Here is a 22,210-nt window from a genome sequence, read left to right as displayed (position 1 = left end):
AGGATCAGTGTCTTCGGGCCAGGGCATGAGAGGCCGGTGAGGAGAACCCCTGGCGCTCCTATGAGGTGCGCCCTTCCCCGGAAGGGCCGACCCTCGACTGTAGAGAAGGGCAGCTCCGCGACGAAGTGAAGTCCGGTCGGTAACCAACCCACGTATATCAGAGTGATCCACCGTCGCAATTCGCTTCTCGTGCCCTGACCCGAAGACATTGAAACAAGGAGGCCTCTATCGAACGCTATAGCCAACCGTTGACAGGTCAATCCATATCAGGAGCGTGCTCGCACGCGAAGCCCCTGCCAAAGCCGAATCCGGAAAACGCCGCGAACCTTGCCCCCACATCACCCGGCCGACAGACCTCATCATCCCGGCCCCAGTCACGCCCCCTGGTCATCCCGACCACAGCACCAGCCCCCCGTCATCCCGGCCGTAGCGCAGCGAAGAGCCGGGATCTCCACCGTTCGAACACCCCAAGATCAAGACCCCCGGCCATGACAACCAGCGGCACCCCGGCCCCCAGGGTGACAACGTGCGTCACTTAACGTGACCATTTTTGTCACGTGACACACCCGGGACGCGTGTCGGCGTGACCCATGCCACAGACCGCACCGCGCCCGGCCACCGTTTTCACGCATTCCCGCAGTCTTGGCACGCCCAATGCATCTCCTCAGACAGCTGCCCACGGGGCGGCCGGGCCGAAGGCCCAGCTTTTATCTCATCAAGGGAGTATCACCATGCATCAAGCCATGCGTACTGGACTCAGCAAACCGAAGGCCCAGCAGGGCTTCACTCTTATCGAACTGATGATCGTGGTTGCGATCATTGGTATTTTGGCTGCTATTGCGATTCCGCAGTATCAGGATTATGTGGCTCGGTCTCAGATGAGCACTGCTTATAGTGAAATCAACGTCTACCGGACCGCTATTGAAGAGCGCCTGGCTCGCGGTGAAGCAACCAACATGGGCGACGAAGACGACCAACTTGAAATCGGCCTCTCTGTCTCGAACCTCGTCGAAAGTGCAGACTCTTACGGCGGCACCATTGGAACAGATGGAACCGGAACTGTGACGATGTTGCTCAACGGGGCTGCTGCCGCCTCAATCAACGGTGCTTCAATCGAATTGACCCGGACAGCACAGGGCAATTGGTCTTGTGAAGTCACTGGAACTGAGGACGTTTTTAAAGAATCCTATCTGCCGGGCTCGTGCGACGAAGAAGACTAAACGATAGCAATTGGGTAAAAACACCCAATTAGTACCGAAGCCCCGGCCATCGTGCCGGGGCTTTTTCGTGTGTGCCAAATCCTCTGGTGAAGCCTCTGGGACACCCACTTCGTTGACATACTCTGGGACACCCATTTTGTTGTCATAAGCCGGATTCGCCGAAGCAATCGGCCGCAAGCCCCGCGTCTGCAACCCGTCCCTCACGCCGACCGATTTCTCGGACGGTTGCGCCAAGGTACGATTGACCATCTACATGTGCAGGTGAATCCATCCTCATCACCAAGCGCGGCAAGGCCATCGCGCGCCTTTCCAGCGCCACCGCCCCCAAGAAACCGATCGATGCGCATGCGCTCCGCCAAGTAACGGATACCCAGCACAACCGGACCGATGAGAGCTTCATGCGGCGAGTCCGTGACGGTGCCCGCTGCTGATGCGCCGAACCTCGGGCAAACCCACCTTGCTCGCCCCGCTCTAACGGAACCCTGGAACGCGGTTTCGCTACGCCCTGAAAAACTCCAAGGCATTCACTATCCTAACGACAGGAACGTCACGAACCTGCGTTGCTGCAAGACCTACTCCACGGAAGGAGCCCATCATGACCCAGCCCCGCTCGACCCTCGTCTCTCTGGACGATACTCCTTGGTACCACGTCGTTTCCCGCTGCGTCCGCCGCGCGTTTCTGTGCGGGCACGATGCCCACTCCGGGCGATCCTTTGAGCATCGCCGCGGCTGGATCGCCGATCGTCTGAAGCAGCTTGCGTCGTTCTTCGCCGTCGATATCGCAGCCTATGCGGTCATGAGCAACCACTTCCATATCGTTGTGCGAGTGGACGAGGCGCGCGTCGAGCGCCTGGAGCGCGACGCGATCCTGCGTCGCTGGACGCAGCTCTTCTCGGGGCCGGTTATGGTGCAGCGGTATCTGGCCGATCCACAGGGGCTCGGTGCGGCCGAGATGAAGGTCGTGGATGCCTGGGTGGAGACGTACCGCTCCCGACTCGCTGACCTGTCGTGGTTCATGCGCGTGCTGAACGAGTCGATCGCCCGCCAGGCGAACGCCGAGGACGGCGTGACGGGACGGTTCTGGGAGGGGCGCTTCAAGAGCCAGGCCCTGCTCGACGAGCAAGCGGTCCTGACGGCCATGGCGTACGTGGACCTGAACCCGATCCGGGCCGGGATGGCCCCCACGCCGGAGGCCTCCGAGTACACCTCGGTCGCGGAACGGCTTGCCCTGCTGCGGGCGACGTCCGGGGATAGAACAACGGTAGCCGAACGCGCCGCCGCCGATCCTGCGGTTCCAGGCGACAGCACTGCGCCGGGACACACCAACGCTACGAGATTCGACACACGAGCGAACCGGTCACGATCCGTTCCGCACCAAACAGAATCCTTGCAGCCGGAGACGGTCCTGGACCAACTGGTCAGCGCCCCGCTACTTCCATTCGACGCCACTGGCCGCGCGGAGTGCGCCGTGCCCTTCGGCTTCGAGGACTATCTGGAGCTCGTGGAGGCGACGGGGCGCGTCATCCGCGAGGACAAGCGCGGCTTCATCCACGATGGCACCCCGCCCCTGCTGGCACGTCTGGGCATTGATCCCGATCAGTTCATCCGTGCGGCCAGCCACATGTTGCAGCAATTCGGCAGCGCCATCGGAACACCGACCCATCTCACGGCCCGGTGCGATGCCCGCCAAACACGCTATCTGCGAGGCATGGCGACCGCCCGGCAGCTCTTCCCTCGGTTGGCAGCCTGATCCCGCCCCCCGGAACCAAGACCAGCCATTGGCCCAGCAATGATTTTGTACATACAATAATCAAATGGCGATTGAGTTCGACGCGGACAAGGATGCCGCAAATCAGGCCAAGCACGGGGCCTCACTCGCGCTGGCCGCGAGCCTGGAGTGGGAGACCCTTCTGGCCATGGAGGATCGTCGAAAGGACTACGGCGAATGTCGCATGCTGGGATACGCCCTGATGGGTGATCGCTTGTACTGCGTCATCTTCACGGACCGAGAGAATGTTCGAAGAATCATCAGCCTGCGCAAGGCGAATAACCGAGAGATCAGTCGTTATGTCCAGATCGTTGACGCTACGCAATGGCCGTCGGGTCTTGCTGAACAACCCGGAAGAGGAAACGGCGATTGAGGCCGGCATCGAAGCGGACCCGGAGACACGCGCGCCCGACGAGGAAGAAGCGCGGGCACTGCGGCGCCCCGGCCGCCCCCCAATGGATGTCACCAAGGAACGGATCACGATTCGCCTGTCGCCGGAGGTTGTGGAGGCCTTCCGCGCGACCGGAAAGGGCTGGCAAACCCGCATGGATGGCGCCCTTAAAGAATGGCTCCGGGAGCATCATCCAACGACGAAGTCCTGAATTGCCGTCGCATCGCAGGACGCCAGGTGTTGGACCCTTGATCACTCCCCTCGGGTCCGCCCCCTGCACAGCCTTAAAGCCCGACGCGCTATCGAGTGAAACCGACCCGCGCAGTCACACCCGCACCCCGTACTGTTCGATCTCCGAGCGCAACGTCTCGCTTGCCGCGCTGATATCCACCAGGTCAAAGCTGTACAGCGCCGGAAGCTCCTCGGTGCGCTCACGAAGTCGGCCCCAATACTGGCTTGTTGCCTTCCCCGAAGGGATCACAGCCAGGTCGATATCGGAATGCGGCCGGGCGGTTCCCTTGGCTCATGAACCGAACCAAATCACTTCAGACGTCCCCCAAAGCTCTTCCCTCTCAATCTCCGCCGCCTCGGATGCCAAACTCGTGACGCGGTTCAGGGCCAACTGCGCATCCTGATCATGGGCTGCCGTCACGCGGAAAGTCATCCATCCACCAATCACTCAACTGGGTACGAATATGGCATCCGTCCGGGCTTCACTCGCCGCCTACTCCAGGCGCTCACGCCTGGCTAGATCACCTCGCCGCTCAGAAACTCCCTCACCACACGATTAGCGAAACAAATCAGCGGCCGGTGCCGGGCGGTGGAGCAGGAAGCCCTGGCCGATGGCGCAGCCTTCCTGCAGCAGGAAGGCGCGCTGGGGTTCTTCTTCGACACCCTCGGAGATGAGGTCCAGTTCCAGGGCGGCGGCCAGCGCGATGATGGCGCGGATGATGGATTCGTTGTGGCGGGAATGGCCGATGTCGCGTACCAGCGACTGGTCGACCTTGAGGCGGTGCAGCGGCAGGCGGCGCAGGTGCGCGAGGTTGGAGTAGCCGGAGCCGAAGTCGTCCATGGCCAGACGCACACCGAGGCCGTCCAGCCGACGCAGGACCTCCAGGGCGCGCTCGGGGTACTCCATGATCATGGTTTCGGTCAGCTCGACCTCCAGGCGTTCGGGCGCGATGGCGAAGCGCCCCAGGGTCTCGCGTACGGTGGTGACGAGTTGCTCGTCGTGCAGCTCGCGCGCCGACAAGTTTACGGCGATCAACGGGATGTTCCGGCCCGCCTCGTCCCAGGCCGCGAGCTGGCGGCAGGCCGCCTCCAGAACCCAGCGATCGATCGCCTGGATCAGGCCGGTCTCCTCGGCCAGCGGGATGAACTCTGCGGGGGATACCATGCCCCGGTGCGGATGGTTCCAGCGCACCAGGCTCTCGACCCCCACGCACTCGCCACTGGCCAGGTTGAATTGTTGCTGGAAGTGGAGCACGAACTCGTGGTTGACGATGGCCTGCCGCAAGTCGTTTTCCAGAAACAGCCGATGCTCGGTCAGGGTGCCCATCTCGGCGTCGTAGGCGCACCAGCTGTCCCCTCCCCGGCGCCGCGCATCCTGCATCGCCAGCTCGGCGGCAGTGAGGAGTTCTTCGCGCGTCTGGCCGTCGCCAGGGAAACGCGCCACACCGACACTCGCCGTGAGTACCAGCGAGCGCCCCGCGATCTCGAAGGGGGCTCGCAGGGTATCGATCAGCGACTGCACGAAGCTGCCGAGGGCTTCCACGAGCGGGCTCTCGATGATCAGGCAGAACTCGTCGGCACCGATGCGGGCTACCGTGTCCTCGGGCGAAAGGGCCTGGTTCAGGCGCTGTGCAATGCCCTGCAGCACGGTATCCCCCGCCGCGGTCCCCAGGGTCTCGTTCACGTTGCGGAAGCGGTCCAGATCCATCAGCACAACCCATCGCGCCTCGCCGTCCGCCATGGCGCGCTCCACCGTGTGCCCCAGGCGGTCCTGCAACAGGGCGCGATTGGGCAGGCCGGTGCGCACATCGTAGTGCGTCATCTGCCGCAGCTGTTCCTTCTGTTCCATGCTGGCAGTCAGGTCGGTCCAGCTGCCAACGATCTCTAGCTCACCGCGCCCGTTGCTCCCTTCCACCACACGCATCTCGTCACGCACGTGGCGCAGCTTGCCCCAGCCGTCGAACAGGCGGAACTCGCGAACGAGCTCGCCATCCTCCAGCAGCCGTTCGTTCTCGCGCAGGACGTTCGCGCGATCCTCGGGATGCAGCTGATGCTCGAACCAGCCAGGACGCATCGCATCGTCGAGGTCGACTCCATACAGACGCTGGAGGTTGGGGCTAACCCATACCGGACAAAAGTCGTGAACATCCAGCTGGTAAATCACCGTAGGCCCACTGTCCAGCACATGCTCCAGGCGCTGGTTGACCGCGCTCAGCTCGCGGGTTCGCAGACGCACCTGCCAGCGCAGCAGTAACCCCGTAACCGTCAGCAGCACGACCAGAGCCAGCGCGATGATCAGCGCCCACACCACCCATCCCGGCAGCCCCGGTTCGCCCTGCGCGAGCAGCGTGGCCGCAAGGGCCTCCTGGTAGGGCGAGCCCGCCAGGGGCTTCCAGCGCTCCAGATAGGCGTCGATCAGTGCCAGACGCTCCGCCTGTGCCCCCGGCGCGGCCGCGTAGTGCATGCCCACCTGGCCGAAGGTGATCGGCGTCTCCACCAGCCCGTAGGCGCGGGCGTGCTGGCGTCCGTAGAAGTTATTGCTGACGGCGGCATCGGCTTCGCCGGCCGGCACCGAGGCCAGCACTGCTGGGAGATCGCTGTAGGGAACCAGTTGGTACTCGAGACCCGGGTCGCCGATTTGTTGCCGGCGCAGGTGGCTTTCCTGCACCGAACCCTCCAGCACGGCAATGCGCCGCGGGCCCAAGGACTCCAGACTGCTGAACCCCGACTGCGGGAACGCGTATATCTGGCTCCAGCCCTGGACGACCGGGATCTGGTGGAACCCGAAGAACGCCTCGCGCGTGTCAGTCCGGGCCACATCGGGCATCAGATCCAGCCGGCCTTCGCGCAGATCGGCAAGGCATTGCGACCATTGGCATGGGACGTACTCGACCTGCCAGTGCTCCCGGCGGGCGATCGAGTCCAACAGGCGGACGAACAGGCCGTCGGCTTCCCCGTGCTCGTCCACGCTGACCTTGGGCGCGTTGTCGTACACGCCCACGCGCAAATCCGGCGCGGAGGCCGCGGAGGACGGCGCCCAGGAGGCAAGCAGCAGGCCAACAAACGAGAGGCTGAGGAATACGCGCAGGTCCCTCGATCGCCTCCGGAGGGGCCGCCGCGTTCGAGGCGATTGGGAGCAATCCGTTGCGCGCACGACACTCTCTTGGAAAGACCGACATCCGCATAGTGCCATGCTCGGCCCATTGATGCGCGTCGGATACCACGCCCTCCTGGCTCCGCACCACAATAGCTGCATCCAGGCGCGCGGCGTCATCCAAGAAGGACCCGATTGCGCCCCTCCTCCTTGGCGCGGTACATCATCTTGTCGGCACGTTTCAGGACCGCATCCAGGCTGTCCTGCGGGCCGAAGCTGGTTACGCCGAACGAGGCCGTGACGCGAACCCCGGCGATCGGTTCGCGGGCAATCGCCTCCCGACAGCGCTCGGCAAGTTGCAGGGCGCCCTCGCGGCCGATCTCCGGCGCCACAATGAGGAACTCCTCCCCTCCCCAGCGAGCGACGGAATCCGGCTCGCGCACCGAAGATTGCAGGATTCGTGCAATGCCGGCGATCACGGCATCGCCGATCGCATGACCATGGGTATCGTTCACCGCCTTGAAGTGATCGATATCCATTCCGATCACAGCGACCGGCACGCCGTAGCGCCGGACCGAGGCGGCATGCCGCTGCAGCACGGACTCGGCCGCCCGCCGGTTGGCCAGACCGGTCAGGGGATCGGTCTGCGCCGCCTGTTCCAGCGCCTCGCTGCGCACCAGAGCGTCTTTGACGGTATCGCGCATGGAGGTCGCGACACTGGCCAGGGCCAACAAGACAGCCAGAAACAGATGCACCCGCACCAGGTAGACGCCCGCATCGCGCGAAAGCTCGCCACGCAGCCACTCCCCTGCGGCACCGGAGGCGGCGATCAGGGTGGCAACCACAAGGATGGCCACTCCGGCCCGAAACCCCCGGCGATGCTCAAGCATCACGAACGCGGCCAGGATCACGATTCCAACCGCCCAGTAATGCCCGCCGGCCAGCACCAGAAGGTGCTCGTCCAGGGGGCCGCCCGCGTGGAAATGCCATGCGAGACGACTGAGAATCATCATCGCCACCATCGCCAGCATCCAGGCTTCCAGCCGCGGCAAGGCCTGTGGTGCCCGCCACACCGCAACGAACAGCGCGGCCAGGACGAACGCAAACAACGGATAGAGATACGCGAGGAAGACATCCCCCGGTGTGCGAACAGCCCAACTGAGCACGAAGATCGCGATACCGGCGGGCAATACGACGAGATATACCCCCCGCTTGCGGGCCTCCACCCGTTCCGCCTCCGCTCGTGCGCTGCCGATCGCTTCGTCCTGCATTCCAGCTTTCCTCATTCAGGCGTCACGAAGATACGCATCATGGGCCCCAGCCTGGCATCCGCGCGCCGCCCCGAGGACAACGCTCCCAAAACGCGACCTGATTAGCAACGATCGTCAGCCAGTAGCGGGGCCCATTTGGGGACGTGCATGGCCCGCCCCGGGCCACTTTGATCTAGGCCTTCCCGGGAACATCACCCTCCCGAGCTCCGTTACCCCTGCCCTGTCATCCCGGTCGGAGCGCACCCCGATTGTGATCCCGGCAGTGGCGCCCCCTCCCCGTCATCCCGGCCGTAGCGCAGCGGAGAGCCGGGATCTCCACACGCCGTTCCAGCCCCAACGTACGGGTCACTCATACCGTGGAGATCCCGGATAACCGCTGCACGGTTTCCGGGATGACGATGTAGGAGACGCCTGGAGACCCGGGCCCGCACGGGCCTTGAGCCCGGCTGACGCTCGTTGCTGATCAGGAAACGCGAAAGGCCGCCTCGAGGGGCGGCCTTTCGCGGGTGCTGCAGTGATGGAGGCTGGGGTCGGAATCGAACCGGCGTACACGGATTTGCAATCCGCTGCATAACCACTCTGCCACCCAGCCTGTATCGGGTGGGTTTCGGCCCCACAGATGCTGGCGCATCTCCAGAGGCCGAAACAGAAAACCCCGGCGAACCGGGGTTTCAAAAATCTGTTGGAGCGGGAAACGAGATTCGAACTCGCGACCCCAACCTTGGCAAGGTTGTGCTCTACCAGCTGAGCTATTCCCGCTCTTCGTTATCGGCGCGTATTCTACCGCAGATTGCCCGCAGGTCAATACCCACGGTAGCCAATTGCCTCGGCGCCGTGCACCGCCCGGTCGAATACGACCACCTGGTTGCGCCCGGCGTTCTTGGCCACGTACATCGCCGCATCCGCCGCGCGCGACAAGGCGGGCCCGTCCGTCGCGTCCAGCGGAAACAAGGCGACCCCGATACTGCAGGAGATGTGCACCTCGGACCCGTCGCAGTTGAACGGGTCCGCCAGCACGGCTCGGATCTTCTCGCCGATCGCCGCGGCATGCACCCGGCTCTCCTCCACCGACTGGAAGCGAGGCAGCATCACCACGAACTCGTCGCCCGCAATGCGCGCGGCCACATCACTGTCGCGCAAGGCACCCGACAGGCGCTGCGCCACCAGGCGGAGCAGCATGTCGCCCACCGCATGCCCGTGCTGGTCGTTGACCGGCTTGAATTCGTCCAGGTCCACGAACATCAGCGCAACCTGCTGGCCCATTCGGCGAGCCCCCGTGAGTTCGTGATCGAGGATCTGAAAGAACAGGGTCCGATTGGGCAGGTCGGTCAACGGATCGTAATGCGCCAGGCGCTGCATATGCGCCTCGGTCTCCTTGCGCTCGGTGATGTCCCGAGCGATGCCGAGGAACACCGTCACCCGGCCCGCGTCGTCCAGCACGGGCGAGACATTGCTGGTGTGCCAGCGGTAATGCCCGTCCTGGTGGCGGATGCGGTACTCGATGCCGCTTTCCTTCTTCCCGGTGTCCGCAATCCGTTGCAGGAACGCGTAACACGCGGGCAGATCCTCCGGGGCTACGTATTCGTCGATCGAGTGATCGATCGCCGCGCTGACCGGATGGCCGAGGTTCTCCGTCCAGTTGGGCGAGACGTAGGTGAGCACGCCGTCCGGGCGCAGCGAATAGATCACGTCGCTGGCGGTCTCGACGAAGGCACGGAACTGCGCCTCGCTCTGGCGCAGTTCCACCTCGAGCTCCTTGTGCGTGGTGATATCGGTGGCGAAGCCGGTCCAGATGATCGTGCCATCCGCCAGCCGACGCGCAGTGTCATAGGCGGACAGCCAGACCACTGTGCCGTCGCGGCACTGCATGCGGAATTCCTGAAGCCAGGGCTCCGAATGCTCGGCCGATTCCATTGAGCTCGCCATCACCGCTTCGCGATCCTCGGGGTGGATACAGTCCAACAATGGCGCCCCATCCTTCTTGAGGGCCCCACGATCCACACCGAACCAGCCCTCCACCACTTCACCCACATAGGGAAAGTCGAAGTGCCCATCGGGCGTCCTGCGCAATTGATAGACAAAACCCGGCAACAGACCCTGAAGGGCCTCCAGGGTCTGCGTGTTGTCAAGATCAAGATCAGAAACGGGCATGGGCAGTCCACGCGCAGCACCGGGCAGGTGTCCGCAGTGTAGCCCCAAAGCCCCGGCCGACAAACACCCCGCCCCTTACTGCGAGCGTGCGGCCGCCAGCATGTACTGGATCATGGAGACCAGGGTCAGGGCGGCGGCCAGGTACAGCAGCCACTCGCCGATCACGAACGTCGGAAGGCCGACAATGGGCTCGGCCCACAGCAGCAGGAAGATCGCCACCATCTGCGCGGTGGTCTTCACCTTGCCCACCCAGGACACCGCCACCTTGGCACTGCCGCCGACCTCGGCCATCCACTCGCGCAGCGCGGAGATCGCGATCTCGCGCCCGATGATGACGATCGCGGCCAGCGCAATGCCGAGTTCGGGGTTGTGGTCCACCACCAGCACCAGGGCCGCGGCGACAATCAGCTTGTCCGCCACTGGATCGAGGAATGCCCCGAACCGACTGGTCACCTCCCAGCGCCGGGCCAGATAGCCGTCCAGCCAGTCGGTCACGCCCGCCAGGGCGAAGATGATGGCCGCCACGATTCCGCCCTGCGGCATGGACAGGCCGTAGAACGCGAGCACCAGTAACGGGATCATCACGATCCGCGACCAGGTCAGCCAGGTGGGCAATTGGGGAAACATGGCAGTGGCTCAACTCTCGTGAAACTGGTCGTAAATCGCCTGCGCGAGCCGGCGGTGAATCCCCGGCACCTTGGTCAGCTCCTCGACCCCGGCCCGGCTGACCCCGCGCAGGCCGCCAAAGTGCTTCAGCAGTGCGCTGCGACGCTTCGGCCCCAACCCCGGGATCGCCTCCAGGGTGGACTCCTTGCGCGCCTTGGCACGGCGGGCGCGGTGCCCGGTGATCGCAAAGCGGTGGGCCTCGTCGCGGATCTGCTGGATCCAATGCAGCGCACCCGAATGCGCGGGGAGTATAGAGGGCGCCTCTACCCCGCTCAATATCAGGGTTTCCATGCCCGCCTTGCGCTCCTCGCCCTTGGCCACGCCCACGACCTTGATGTGGTCCAGCCCGAGGTCGGCCAGCACGTTCAGCGCCTGGGTCACCTGGCCCTTGCCGCCATCGATGAACAGGATATCCGGTTCCTGCCCCTCGCCCTTCTTGAGCCGTGCAAAGCGCCGGCTGAGCGCCTGATGCATGGCCGCGTAGTCATCGCCCGGTTCGATCCCCTCGATGTTGAAGCGCCGATAATCCGACTTGATCGGCCCTTCCGGCCCGAACACGACGCAGGAGGCCACCGTGCCCTCGCCGCCGGTGTGCGAGATGTCGAAGCACTCCATGCGCTTGGGCGTCTCCTCCAGGCCCAACTCGCTGGTCAGCGCATCCAGGCGCGCCGTCTGTCCCGCCTGGCTGGCAATCCGGGTCTTCAGGGCCAGTTCGGCATTGCGCCGCGCCATGTCCAGCCAGCGTGCGCGGTCGCCGCGCAGCGACCAGGCCAGCGCGACCTTGCCGCCCCGCCGCTCGGCCAGGTAAGCCTCCAGTGTCTTGGCACCCTGCGGCTCGTGCGACAGCAGGATGCGCGCCGGCGGCTCGCGTTCCGCGTAGTACTGCGCCAGCACCGCGGCCATGATCTCGTCGGTCTCGGTCGCCTCCGGCACGTTCGGGAACAGCTCGCTGTTGCCCAGATTCTGCCCGTTGCGCACGAAGAAGATCTCCACCGCGCAGGTCCCCGCCTCCTGCGCCAGGGCAAACACGTCGGCATCCCCCTCGCCGCCGGAGACGAACTGCTGCTCGGAGATCTGGCGCAGCCGTGCGATCTGGTCACGCAGGCGCGCGGCATGCTCGAAATCCAGACGCGTCGAGGCCGCCTCCATGCGCTCCATCAGCTCCTCGATCACCGCCTCGCTCTTGCCTTCGAGGAACTTGACCGATGCCTCGACGTCGCGCGCGTAGTCCTCCGGGGAGATGTAGCCGACACAGGGCGCGGTGCAGCGCCCGATCTGGTACTGCAGGCAGGGGCGCGAGCGATGCGCGAACACGCTGTCCTCGCACTGGCGCACCTGGAAGAGCTTTTGTAGCAGCGCCAGGCTTTCGCGCACCGCGCCGGCCGAGGGGTACGGCCCGAAGTAGCGCATGCCCTTCTTGCGCGCGCCGCGATGGAACCCCAGGCGCGGGTACTCCTGGTTCGAGACGTAGATGTAGGGGTAGCTCTTGTCGTCGCGCAGCAGCACGTTGTAGCGCGGCCGGTGACGCTTGATCAGGTTGGCCTCCAGCAGCAGCGCCTCGGCCTCGGTATGCGTCACCGCAACGCGGATATCCGCGATCTGCCGCACCATCGAGCGGATGCGCGGCCCGCGGTCGTCGCTCCCACGGAAATAGCTGGGCACCCGGCTCTTCAGGTTGCGCGCCTTGCCGACGTACAGCACGTTCCCGGCCGCATCCAGCATCTGGTAGACGCCAGGCGACTGCGTCAGCGTCTGCACAAAGCGCTTGTGATCGAATCCGGTTTCGGAGGTACTCATGATCCGTTTAGGATACCGGAACTTCCCCGCCGCCCGGCATAGCCCGCGTGCGAGCCCGGCGATGTTCGGGCTATCCTGATACTCAGTTTTTCTCTTGCCTCCCGCCCCGGAGGCCAACGTATCGAGAGGGTCGAGCCATGGACATCGCCGAACAGATCTATCAGGAGGCCAAGCGCCTGCCGGAGCCCCTCTCGCGCGAGGTGCTCGATTTCATTGGTTATCTGGAGGCCAAGCACGGTTTGAGTGACACCCCGATCGAAGACCTCAAGAAGGCGCAGGAGACGACACTGGGACCGATTTGGGACACCCCCGAGGACGAGGTCTGGGATGACCGCTGAGCCGGGGGCCATCGTTGCAATCCCATTCCCCTTTTCGGACCTGACGACCCGCAAACGCCGCCCCGTTTTGGTCCTTTCCGAGGTCGATCGCTTCGGAGATTTTGCTGCTCTCGCGGTCACGTCGGCACCGACCCGCACTCATGCGGTCGAAATCACCTCCGAGGTGCTGACAGAGGGTTCTCTTCCCAAAACGAGTTGGGTCCGGTACGACAAGATCTTCACTCTCAGCAGCCGACTGATCACCCACCAGTACGCAAAACTGGGAGAACCAACCTTTGCAGATATCCGCGCCCACTTTTGCCGCCACTTCGGGTGCTGATCGCATAAGCAGTTGACCGCCTCGCCGGCACCGCCGATTGCCACGGCGCCTTAAGCGCCTCGCAATGACTGGAAGATTTGACCTCCGACGCGAATATCTACGCGAGGTACGTGCGAATGCGGGCGAAGAGTTCGTTGAACATGGCGGGGGTCAGGCGGCGGGTTTGGGTGTTGTAGCGTGAGCAGTGGTAGGAGTCGATCAGACGGGTGTGTGCGTCCAGCGCGTGTTCGGCGCCGTGGGCGAAACGCAGACTGGACAGCGGCAGGCCCTTCGCGCGCAGGATGGCGTCGTGGGCGATCTTGCCCAACGCCAGAATTACCCGCGGCTGCATCGCCGCCATCTCGGCGGCGAGGAACCCGTTGCAGGTGCGGATCTCTTCGGTCGTCGGCTTGTTCTGCGGCGGGAGGCATTTGACCGCGTTGGTGATGCGGCAGTCGATTAGCTCCAGATCGTCGTCCGCGCGCACGCTCTCCGGTGCACTGGCGAAGCCGTGTTCGTGCAGGGTCTGATACAGGAGCACACCGGCATAGTCGCCGGTGAACGGGCGCCCGGTGGCGTTGGCCCCGTGCATACCGGGTGCCAGGCCAACGATCAGGAGCCGCGCATCCAGCGGGCCGAAGGACGGCACGGGCGCGGCGTGATACTCGGGGTGCTTCGCCCGCACGTCCTCCAGAAAGCCCGCCAGGCGCGGGCAGGCGCGGCAGTCCGCGGCGAAGATCTCGCTAGGAGGCATCCGGCCACTCGCGATAGGGATTCCGGGCGAGTTCGGTGTTGTAGTAGCGCGGATCGTGCGAGACCTCCTCGCCCAGCCAGTCCGGACGCGGGAATTCGGCGTCGCTGCTCGGCAACTCCAGCTCGGCGACGATCAGGCCTGCATTGGCGCCCTCGAACACGTCGACCTCGTATTCCCAGCCCTCGACGTCCACCCAGTGGCGGGTCTTTTCGACCTGTGGGCCGGCCAGCGTGTCCAGCAGGCGGTGGGCCTCGTCCACGGGGATGTCGTACTGGTATTCGTCGCGTTCCACGCCGAGGGTCGCGCTCTTGATGTTGAGGTTGGCACCGCCCTCGTCCACTCGCACGCGGATGGATGCGCGGTCGTTGCCGCACAGGTAGCCCTGGCGCATACGCTGCGCACGCACGATGCGCTCGCGCCAGGCATCACTGGCCAGCAGGAATTTGCGTTCGATCTCGCGGCCCATGCCGAATGCTCCTTGTGTTTCCCCAGGATGCCGAGGACCCTCCCGGTCGATCGCCACGGCGCTGCGCGCCTCGCGATGACGCGTCCGCGGACCCCGGTTACATCCGGATGAGCGCGGAGCCCCAGGTGAACCCGCCGCCAAAGGCCTCGGTCAGGATCAGGTCACCCTTCTTGATGCGACCGTCGCGCACGGCGGTATCCAGCGCCAGCGGGATGGACGCGGCCGAGGTGTTGCCGTGGCGATCCACCGTGACCACGACGTTGTCCATGGACATGTTCAGCTTCTTCGCGGTCGCCTGAATGATGCGGATGTTCGCCTGGTGCGGGACCAGCCAGTCCAGCTCGGATTTGTCGATCCCGTTGTACTCGAGGGTCTCGTCGACGATCTGGTCCAGGGTATTCACTGCCACGCGGAAGACGGCTCGGCCTTCCATGCGAATGAAGTCGAGATCCGGGTTGCTGTCCGGCTGCGACACGCCCCCCGGCACCTCCAGCAGGCTCTTGTGGTGGCCGTCGGCATGCAGGTGCGTGGAGATGATGCCCGGGTCCGGCGAACGCGACAGGATCACGGCACCCGCACCGTCGCCCCACAGGATGCAGTTGCCGCGGTCGGTGTAGTCGGTAATGCGCGAGAGCGTCTCCGCCCCCACGACCAGCACATGCCGGATCTCATCGCTCTGCATGAAGCGGTCGGCAGTGGCCAGGGCATACACGAACCCGCTGCACACCGCCTGGATATCGAAGGCCGGACAGCCCCCCACACCCAGCTTGGCCTGCAGGATGCACGCGGTGCTGGGGAAGATCTGATCGGGGGTGGTGGTTGCGACCAGGATCAGGTCGAGGTCGGCGGCACGGATGCCGGCGGCGTCCATTGCGCGCTCGGCGGCCTTCAGCGCGAGATCCGAGGTCACCTCGTTCTCGGCGACGATATGCCGCTCGCGGATTCCGGTGCGGTCGCGGATCCAGGCATCCGAGGTATCGACCATCGCCTCCAGCTCGGCGTTGGTCAGGATGCGCTCGGGCAGGTAGCTCCCGGTCCCGCTGATGCGTGCATGCTTCACTCGCTTGTCTCCTGGCCCAGGAGCTGGCCAAGCTGCTTGTCGATCCGACTCGAGATGTTCGCCTCGGCCTCGATGCGGGCAATGCGGATCGCGTGCTCGAAGGCCAGCTCGTCGGCGCTGCCGTGGCTCTTGATCACCACGCCCTGCAGGCCCAGCAGCGAAGCGCCGTTGTAGCGGCGGTGGTCGAACCGATGACGGATCCGGCGCAGTACCGGCAGGGCGAACAGGCCGGACAATCGAGAAAACACCGATGCATCGAACTCCGCCTTCATTTTGGAGGAGATCATCTTGGCCACGCCTTCGCTGATCTTCAGCGCGACGTTGCCGACAAAGCCGTCACAGACCACCACGTCCACATCGCCACAGTAGACATCGTTCCCCTCGACGAAGCCGATGTAGTTGAGGCTGGATTCTTCCAGCATGCGGCCGGCCTCGCGCACGCGGTCATTGCCCTTGATCGCCTCGGAGCCGATGTTCAGCAGGCCGACCCGCGGGGCCTCCAGACCGTCCACCGCATTCGCCAGCACCGATCCCATCACCGCGAACTGATACAGATGCGCGGCCTCGACATCCACATTGGCGCCCAGGTCGAGCATGTGGGTATGCCCGTTCATCGACGGCAGGGCCGTGGCGATGGCCGGGCGATCGATGCCGGGGAGGGTCTTCAGGACGTACCGCGCGGTGGCCATCAGACCACCCGTATTGCCGGCGGAGACGCTGGCCTGGGCCGCCCCGTTCTTCACCTGGTCAATGGCGACCCGCATCGAGGAGTCGCGCTTGGTGCGCAGGGCCACGGCCGGCAGCTCGTCCATGCCGACCACCTGGCTGGCATGCACCATCTCGACCCGCTCGCGTTCGCTCGCGGACCAGCCGGATATCCCGGACTCGATGGTCTCCTGGTCACCGACCAGCAGCAGGCGGAAATCGTCTGCGACCTTCAGTGAACGGCGCGCAGCCGGAAGGATGACGGACGCACCGTGGTCGCCGCCCATCACGTCCAGTGCGATGGTAAAACTGGCAGTCATGCTCGGGCCCGACGGACGACCGCACAGCGGCCGTATTCAAACGCGGAAAGGCCACGGCGCAAACGCAACCGTGGCCCCGGGACGGTCATTCCCTGGACCTTAATCTTCGTCTTCGTCGACTTCGACGGCCTGCTGGATCACCTGACGACCGCGGTAGAAACCATCCGGAGTCATGTGGTGACGACGATGGATCTCGCCGGTGGTCGGGTCGGTCGACAGAGTAGCGCCCGTCAGACTGTCGTGGGAGCGGCGCATATCGCGCTTGGAACGAGTCTTGCGGCGTTGCTGAACAGCCATGATGCATCTCCAGATTGATCAAAATCCCGTGGCGACGGGAGTGAGCCCGGTATCAAATCGGGCGCAAGTATAACGGTTCGGCCCGGACAATGCCCCGGCCGGCGCTCACGTCATGAGCCGCCCCGGTCCGGGCCGCCCTTCTTGAGTTGTTCGAGCACCGCGAACGGATTCTCGGCGCCCTCGCCTTCCTCGAATTCGGCCCCAGCGGCGGGTTCGCAGTCCGCATGGCGCGGCACCAGTGGCCACGCCAGCAGGATCTCTTCCTCGACCCATGCCGCGGGGCGCAACAGGCCATCCGCCTCGAGAGCGACAAAGTCATCGCCCTCGCTCATGCCGGCCGGAGTGCCTTCCGGTGGCAGCAGCACGGCATCCGGTTCGAGGCGGAATTCCCATGCCATCGGCTGCAGGCAGCGCTGGCAGGTCTGCCACAGCTCGCCGGCAATCGTCCCGCTCAGCCGTATCTCGTCCAGCGCCCCGCGTTCCAGCTGGAATTGCGCGTGCACCCGCAACGGGTGTCCCGGCAGGGCATCGGCACGCAACCGCGGCAGCTCTTCCGCACGCAGGTCACCCTCGAATTCCAGGTGCCGCGCACGCGGTTGCCACGGGTCAAGAGAAACGGGGATGCGACTCATAAACGGCTCGGTTGCAAGGGCGCGGAATATACGCGCGCGAGGGCGATCTGTCAAAGCGAAACAGAAACTTGCAGCCGCCCCAAACGACGTCGATACTCGGGGTGTCATCGACCTGCCCGGGGCCTTCCGTTTGATTCGCAAGCTGCTCATTGCCAACCGGGGCGAAATCGCCGTGCGCCTGATCCGGGCATGCAGCGAACTGGGGATCATCTCGGTCGCGGTCTATACCGATGCCGACCGCCACGCCCTGCACGTGAAGAAGGCCGACGAGGCCTACGCCATCGGCCCGGACTCCATGGGCGGCTATCTCAGCATCCATCGCCTGATCAGCGTCGCGCGCGCCGCCGGTTGTGACGCGGTGCACCCGGGCTACGGCTTCCTCTCCGAAAACCCCGACTTTGCCGCGGCCTGCGCCGCCCGCAATCTGATCTGGGTCGGCCCGGATGCGTCGGTGATCCGCCGCATGGGCGACAAGGTGGCCGCGCGCCGGGCGATGATCGAGGCCGGCGTACCGGTCACACCCGGCTCGGAGGGCAACCTGGAGGGCGTCACCGCGGCGCTGGAGGTGGCCGAGCGCATCGGCTACCCGGTGATGCTCAAGGCCACCAACGGCGGCGGCGGACGCGGCATTCGCCTGTGCGAGGATGCCGCCGCTCTGGAGCACAACTTCGAGCGCGTGCGCTCCGAGGCCACCCGTGCCTTCGGCAGTACCGAGATCTTCCTCGAGAAGGCCGTGGTCAATCCGCGACACATCGAGGTGCAGATCCTCGGCGATGCCCACGGCCATGCGATCCACCTGTTCGAACGCGACTGCTCGGTGCAGCGCCGCCACCAGAAGCTGGTGGAGATCGCCCCCTCGCCACAGCTGGACGAGGCGCAGCGCCAGTATCTGGGAGAGTTGGCGGTGCGCGCCGCGCTCGCCGTCGGCTACCAGAACGCCGGCACCGTCGAGTTCCTGATGGACGCGGATGATTCATTCTATTTCATGGAGATGAACACAAGACTTCAGGTAGAACATCCAGTTACCGAGATGATCACCGGGGTCGACATCGTGCAGGAACAGCTGCGCATCGCCGCCGGCGAGCCGCTGCGCTACGAACAATCGCAGATCACCCGCCGCGGCTATGCGATGGAGTTCCGCATCAACGCGGAAGACCCGAAGAACGACTTCCTGCCGAGCTTCGGCCGCATCACCCGCTACTTCGCCCCGGGCGGCCCGGGCGTTCGCACCGACGGGGCCATCTACACCGGCTACACCATCCCGCCGCATTACGACTCGATGTGCGCCAAGCTGATCTGCTGGGCCCTGGAGTGGGACGACCTGCTGGCCCGCGCCAATCGTGCGCTGCGGGACATGGGCGTGTTCGGGGTCAAGACCACCATCCCGTTCCACCTGGCCATCGTTGACCACCCGACCTTCCGCAGCGGGCACTTCGATACCGGGTTCGTCGCGGCCCACCCGGAGCTGACGCACTTCCCCGGCAAGCGCTCGGACCGCCAACTGGCGGTGGCCGTTGCCGCAGCCCTCGCCGCCCACCACGGGTTATAACCCCGGCCACCGGACTGACCATGGATCGAGTTCACATCACCGACGTCACCCTGCGCGACGGCCACCAGAGCCTGATCGCCACGCGCATGCGCACCGAGGACATGCTGCCAATCTGCGAGCAGATGGACGCCATCGGCTTTCACTCGCTGGAGGCCTGGGGTGGTGCCACCTTCGATGCCTGCGTGCGGTTTCTCAAGGAGGACCCCTGGGAGCGGTTGCACCAGCTGAAGGCCGCGCTGCCGAACACCCCCCTGCAGATGCTGCTGCGCGGACAGAACCTGCTCGGCTATCGCCACTACGCCGACGACGTGGTGCGCGCCTTTGTCGAGCGCTCGGTCGCCGGTGGCATCGACATCATCCGCATCTTCGACGCGATGAACGACGCGCGAAACCTGCGCACCGCCATCGAAGCGACGCGCGACACCGGTGGCCATGCCCAGGGCACGCTCTGCTACACCACCGGCCCGGTGCATTCGGCCGCCGAATTCGTCGCCCTGGGCCGCGAGCTGGTCACGATGGGCGCACAGAGCATCGCGATCAAGGACATGGCCGGGCTGCTCACCCCCAGCGCCACCCGCGAACTGGTCACCGAGCTGGTGGATGCCCTGGACGTGCCGATCCACCTGCATGCCCACGCCACATCGGGGCTGTCCGAGCTGTGCCACTGGCAGGCCATCGAGGCCGGCTGCCGGCATATCGAGACCGCGATCTCGGCATTCGCCGGGGGCACCAGCCACCCGCCAACGGAGAGCCTGGTCGCCGCCCTCGCCGGCACCGAGCACGACACCGGTCTGGATCTGGTCGCGCTGCAGAAGATCGGGCTGTACTTCCACGAAGTGCGCAAGAAGTACCAGCGCTTCGAGAGCGAGTACACCGGCGTCGACACCCGCGTGCAGATCAACCAGGTGCCCGGCGGGATGATCTCCAACCTGGCGAACCAGCTGCGTGACCAGAACGCGCTGGATCACTTTGATGCGGTGCTGGAAGAAATCCCCCGGGTCCGCGAGGACCTCGGCTACCCGCCGCTGGTCACCCCCACCTCGCAGATCGTCGGCACCCAGGCGGTGATGAACGTCCTCGCCGGGGAGCGCTACAAGACCATCACCAACGAGGTGAAGCAATACCTGACCGGGCACTACGGCCGGGCGCCCGGCCCAATCAACAGCGTCGTGCGGCAACAGGCCATCGGCAATGCCGATGTCATCGATTGCCGCCCGGCCGACCTGCTGAAACCGGAGATGGCCACCCTGACTGACGAGATCGGAGACCTCGCCCGGGGCCCGGAGGATGTCCTGACCTTCGCCCTGTTCCCCGAGGTGGGTCGGCAGTTCCTGGAGCAGCGCCGCGACGGCACGCTCAGCCCGGAACCGCTCAACCTGCCGGAGAACACCCAGGCCGGCTGCCCGGCCCCGGTGGAGTTCAACGTCACCTTCCACGGCGAGACCTATCACATCCAGGTCAACGGCTCCGGCCATCACCGGGAGGACACCCGCCCGATGTACGTGACGGTCGACGGGATGCCGGAAGAGGTCCAGATCGAGACCCTGGACAGCATCGAGACCGCCGGCAACGGCGGCGCCGAACGCAGCCACGGGGCCAGCGGAGGCAAGAAGTCGCGCCGTGCGACCCGGCCGGGCGACGTCACTACCTCCATGCCCGGCACCATCATCGACGTGCTGGTGGCCGAGGGTGACAAGGTCGAAGCCGGGCAGCCAGTGCTGGTGCTGGAGGCGATGAAGATGGAATCGGAAATCGCCGCCCCCGTATCCGGCACGGTCACCGCAGTGAACATCACCAAGGGGGCTGCCGCCAATCCGGACGACGCCCTGATCGAGATCGACGGCGACGATGGCTGATACCGCACGAAGACTGGTCCTCGCCTCCACCTCGCGCTATCGCGCCGAACTGCTGGAGCGGCTGCATCTGCCATTCGAGACCGCGCGCCCGGCGGTGGACGAGACCCCTCTGGCGCATGAATTGCCCGAGGCGATGGTGGCACGCCTGGCCGAGGCCAAGGCCCGGGCGGTCGCCGATGTCTATCCCGACCATCTGGTCATCGGCTCCGACCAGAACGCCAGCCACGCCGGGCAGGTCCTCGGCAAGCCCGGCGACAGCGTCCACGCCGAGGCGCAACTCGCGGCGCTGTCCGGGGAAACGGTTACGTTCCACACCGGCCTGTGCCTACTCGACACGGCCACCGGGAAGGTGCGGACAGGCCAGGTCCCGTTCACCGTGACCTTCCGCGAGCTGAGCGCCGAGGAGATCCGGCGCTACGTCGCACTGGACCAGCCGCTGGATTGTGCCGGCAGCTTCAAGTCCGAGGGGCTGGGCATCAGCCTGTTCGCGCGCATGAGCGGCGACGACCCGACCGCGCTGGTGGGGCTACCGCTGATCACCCTGGGAACCTGGTTGCGCGAAGCAGGGGTGGCCGTCCCGCCCGCAGCGGCCTGAACACCGGCCCGGCAACCTCCAAGAACGGGCGCGCGCACGGCGTTGCGGCTCCCTTGTGCAGAATGACTGCACGGCAATCACCGCGCCTTGTTCGCACGCAAAAGCGACTCGAGCGCGTACATTAATCAGTGTTTCCCTAGCCCCAGTCGTTCCGCGGCTTGTGCGCCAGGACCTGCACCACCGCGCCGCGCCCGGTGTGGAAACGTCCCTCGATCACGTCGCGTTCGCGTTCCACGGCCTCTTCGAACTCCAGCCCTTCCAGTTCTTCGGTCAGCGCCTCCCGCTTCATCATCAATTCCGCAGTGGGCGGACCTCCCGTGCCCCATTCGAGTTGCGCCGGCGTATAGGCCTCGAGGATGAACACCCCGCCCGGGCGCAGGCCCGCGACCACCTCGGCGTGCAGGCGACGCCGAACGTCCGGTGGCAAATGGCAAAAAATCGATACGATCAGATCCCAGGAGTCCGGCTCGATCGCGTAGTCGGCCAGATCCGCCACCAGGGTCTCGATCTGCACCCCGCGGTCCTCGGCCAGACGCTGGGCCTTCTGCAGGCCGACCGCGGAGCTGTCCACCGCCAGCACGTCGAAACCCTGCTGCGCCAGGAACACCGCGTTGCGGCCCTCCCCCTCGGCCAGGCACAGGGCCCGCCCGCGCGGCACGTTGGCCACTGCCGCGCGCAGAAAATCATTCGGTTCAGTGCCGTAGACGTAGTCGTCCTCGGCGTAACGTTCATCCCACATCCCTGCTCTCCT

General features: G+C 65.3%; 22 protein-coding genes, 2 tRNA genes and 1 pseudogene. 10 read left to right on the top strand and 15 right to left on the bottom strand.

Annotated elements, in window-relative coordinates:
• Window positions 1–590: 590 nt before the first annotated feature.
• The 5 genes from F618_RS0111895 (at window position 591) to F618_RS0111880 (ending at window position 3,590) form a co-directional block, all read left to right on the top strand.
• Window positions 591–1,220, top strand: a complete 630-nt coding sequence (locus tag F618_RS0111895) for a pilin (RefSeq protein ID WP_369772995.1) — start codon at window positions 591–593, stop codon at window positions 1,218–1,220.
• A 269-nt stretch (window positions 1,221–1,489) separates the two neighbouring features.
• Window positions 1,490–1,651 carry a prevent-host-death protein gene (locus F618_RS15635; protein ID WP_081620892.1) on the top strand — a complete coding sequence of 54 codons (162 nt, stop codon included), beginning with the start codon at window positions 1,490–1,492 and terminating at the stop codon, window positions 1,649–1,651.
• Between the two features lie 164 nt (window positions 1,652–1,815).
• Window positions 1,816–2,970, top strand: coding sequence for a transposase (locus F618_RS0111890; RefSeq protein WP_019568667.1), 1,155 nt, complete (start codon window positions 1,816–1,818; stop codon window positions 2,968–2,970).
• A gap of 64 nt (window positions 2,971–3,034) precedes the next feature.
• Window positions 3,035–3,361 (top strand): BrnT family toxin, encoded by a 327-nt coding sequence (locus F618_RS0111885; protein WP_019568666.1) that lies wholly within the window; start codon window positions 3,035–3,037, stop codon window positions 3,359–3,361.
• Window positions 3,327–3,590 (top strand): BrnA antitoxin family protein, encoded by a 264-nt coding sequence (locus F618_RS0111880; protein ID WP_019568665.1) that lies wholly within the window; start codon window positions 3,327–3,329, stop codon window positions 3,588–3,590. The genes F618_RS0111885 and F618_RS0111880 overlap by 35 nt, the downstream gene beginning before the upstream one ends.
• Window positions 3,591–3,704: 114 nt before the next feature.
• Here the strand turns inward: F618_RS0111880 and F618_RS16230 are convergent.
• From F618_RS16230 to uvrC, 8 genes and pseudogenes are all read right to left on the bottom strand, one after another.
• Window positions 3,705–3,890: pseudogene (locus tag F618_RS16230) on the bottom strand (nucleotidyltransferase family protein); the annotation flags it as partial.
• Between the two features lie 276 nt (window positions 3,891–4,166).
• Complete coding sequence (locus F618_RS0111865; RefSeq protein ID WP_019568664.1) at window positions 4,167–6,611, bottom strand: EAL domain-containing protein; 2,445 nt, start codon at window positions 6,609–6,611, stop codon at window positions 4,167–4,169.
• Window positions 6,612–6,880: 269 nt separating this feature from the next.
• A complete protein-coding gene (locus F618_RS0111860) occupies window positions 6,881–7,975 on the bottom strand; it encodes a diguanylate cyclase (RefSeq protein WP_019568663.1) in 1,095 nt (364 codons plus the stop codon).
• Window positions 7,976–8,493: 518 nt separating this feature from the next.
• Window positions 8,494–8,567: transfer RNA gene (locus tag F618_RS0111855), tRNA-Cys, on the bottom strand.
• Window positions 8,568–8,658: 91 nt separating this feature from the next.
• Window positions 8,659–8,734, bottom strand: a tRNA-Gly gene (locus tag F618_RS0111850).
• A 42-nt stretch (window positions 8,735–8,776) separates the two neighbouring features.
• Window positions 8,777–10,126, bottom strand: coding sequence for a sensor domain-containing diguanylate cyclase (locus F618_RS0111845; protein ID WP_019568662.1), 1,350 nt, complete (start codon window positions 10,124–10,126; stop codon window positions 8,777–8,779).
• A 75-nt stretch (window positions 10,127–10,201) separates the two neighbouring features.
• Entirely contained in the window at window positions 10,202–10,753 is a 552-nt protein-coding gene (pgsA, locus tag F618_RS0111840) for a CDP-diacylglycerol--glycerol-3-phosphate 3-phosphatidyltransferase (protein ID WP_018170035.1), read from the bottom strand.
• A gap of 9 nt (window positions 10,754–10,762) precedes the next feature.
• Window positions 10,763–12,589 carry an excinuclease ABC subunit UvrC gene (gene uvrC, locus F618_RS0111835; protein WP_019568661.1) on the bottom strand — a complete coding sequence of 609 codons (1,827 nt, stop codon included), beginning with the start codon at window positions 12,587–12,589 and terminating at the stop codon, window positions 10,763–10,765.
• A gap of 137 nt (window positions 12,590–12,726) precedes the next feature.
• Between uvrC and F618_RS0111830 the strand changes: the two genes are divergently transcribed.
• Both F618_RS0111830 and F618_RS0111825 read left to right on the top strand, forming a co-directional pair.
• The gene (locus tag F618_RS0111830) at window positions 12,727–12,927 is read left to right on the top strand and encodes a DUF2281 domain-containing protein (RefSeq protein ID WP_018144158.1); all 201 of its coding nucleotides are present in this window, start codon (window positions 12,727–12,729) and stop codon (window positions 12,925–12,927) included.
• Entirely contained in the window at window positions 12,917–13,246 is a 330-nt protein-coding gene (locus F618_RS0111825) for a type II toxin-antitoxin system PemK/MazF family toxin (protein ID WP_018938063.1), read from the top strand. The genes F618_RS0111830 and F618_RS0111825 overlap by 11 nt, the downstream gene beginning before the upstream one ends.
• 97 nt (window positions 13,247–13,343) lie before the next feature.
• Here the strand turns inward: F618_RS0111825 and F618_RS0111820 are convergent, their stop codons facing one another.
• The 6 genes from F618_RS0111820 to F618_RS0111795 form a co-directional block, all read right to left on the bottom strand.
• Window positions 13,344–13,979, bottom strand: coding sequence for a uracil-DNA glycosylase (locus F618_RS0111820; protein WP_019568660.1), 636 nt, complete (start codon window positions 13,977–13,979; stop codon window positions 13,344–13,346).
• Complete coding sequence (locus F618_RS0111815) at window positions 13,969–14,445, bottom strand: CYTH domain-containing protein (protein ID WP_019568659.1); 477 nt, start codon at window positions 14,443–14,445, stop codon at window positions 13,969–13,971. Before F618_RS0111815 ends, F618_RS0111820 begins: the two co-directional genes overlap by 11 nt.
• 97 nt (window positions 14,446–14,542) lie before the next feature.
• Entirely contained in the window at window positions 14,543–15,505 is a 963-nt protein-coding gene (locus tag F618_RS0111810; RefSeq protein WP_018144161.1) for a beta-ketoacyl-ACP synthase III, read from the bottom strand.
• Window positions 15,502–16,530: a phosphate acyltransferase PlsX gene (gene plsX / locus F618_RS0111805; protein ID WP_019568658.1), complete on the bottom strand. Its 1,029-nt coding sequence runs from the start codon at window positions 16,528–16,530 to the stop codon at window positions 15,502–15,504. Before plsX ends, F618_RS0111810 begins: the two co-directional genes overlap by 4 nt.
• A gap of 99 nt (window positions 16,531–16,629) precedes the next feature.
• Window positions 16,630–16,827 (bottom strand): 50S ribosomal protein L32, encoded by a 198-nt coding sequence (gene rpmF, locus F618_RS0111800; RefSeq protein ID WP_018144163.1) that lies wholly within the window; start codon window positions 16,825–16,827, stop codon window positions 16,630–16,632.
• A gap of 110 nt (window positions 16,828–16,937) precedes the next feature.
• Window positions 16,938–17,459, bottom strand: coding sequence for a DUF177 domain-containing protein (locus F618_RS0111795; RefSeq protein ID WP_019568657.1), 522 nt, complete (start codon window positions 17,457–17,459; stop codon window positions 16,938–16,940).
• A gap of 130 nt (window positions 17,460–17,589) precedes the next feature.
• On the opposite strand from F618_RS0111795, the gene F618_RS0111790 reads away from it, so the two are divergent.
• The 3 genes from F618_RS0111790 to F618_RS0111780 are packed head-to-tail and all read left to right on the top strand — an operon-like array spanning window position 17,590 to window position 21,459.
• Window positions 17,590–19,008, top strand: a complete 1,419-nt coding sequence (locus F618_RS0111790; RefSeq protein ID WP_018649968.1) for an acetyl-CoA carboxylase biotin carboxylase subunit — start codon at window positions 17,590–17,592, stop codon at window positions 19,006–19,008.
• Between the two features lie 20 nt (window positions 19,009–19,028).
• Window positions 19,029–20,864, top strand: coding sequence for a sodium-extruding oxaloacetate decarboxylase subunit alpha (oadA, locus tag F618_RS0111785; protein WP_019568656.1), 1,836 nt, complete (start codon window positions 19,029–19,031; stop codon window positions 20,862–20,864).
• Window positions 20,857–21,459, top strand: coding sequence for a nucleoside triphosphate pyrophosphatase (locus F618_RS0111780; RefSeq protein WP_019562934.1), 603 nt, complete (start codon window positions 20,857–20,859; stop codon window positions 21,457–21,459). Before oadA ends, F618_RS0111780 begins: the two co-directional genes overlap by 8 nt.
• Before the next feature lie 136 nt (window positions 21,460–21,595).
• Here F618_RS0111780 and F618_RS0111775 read toward each other — a convergent pair whose 3' ends face one another.
• Window positions 21,596–22,198, bottom strand: a complete 603-nt coding sequence (locus F618_RS0111775; protein WP_019568655.1) for a cyclopropane-fatty-acyl-phospholipid synthase family protein — start codon at window positions 22,196–22,198, stop codon at window positions 21,596–21,598.
• Window positions 22,199–22,210: the final 12 nt, after the last annotated feature.

Origin of the sequence: Thioalkalivibrio sp. ALMg13-2 (assembly GCF_000381185.1) — a bacterium.
Taxonomy (GTDB): Bacteria; Pseudomonadota; Gammaproteobacteria; order Ectothiorhodospirales; family Ectothiorhodospiraceae; genus Thioalkalivibrio; species Thioalkalivibrio versutus.
This window is presented reverse-complemented; position numbering and strand designations above follow the sequence as displayed.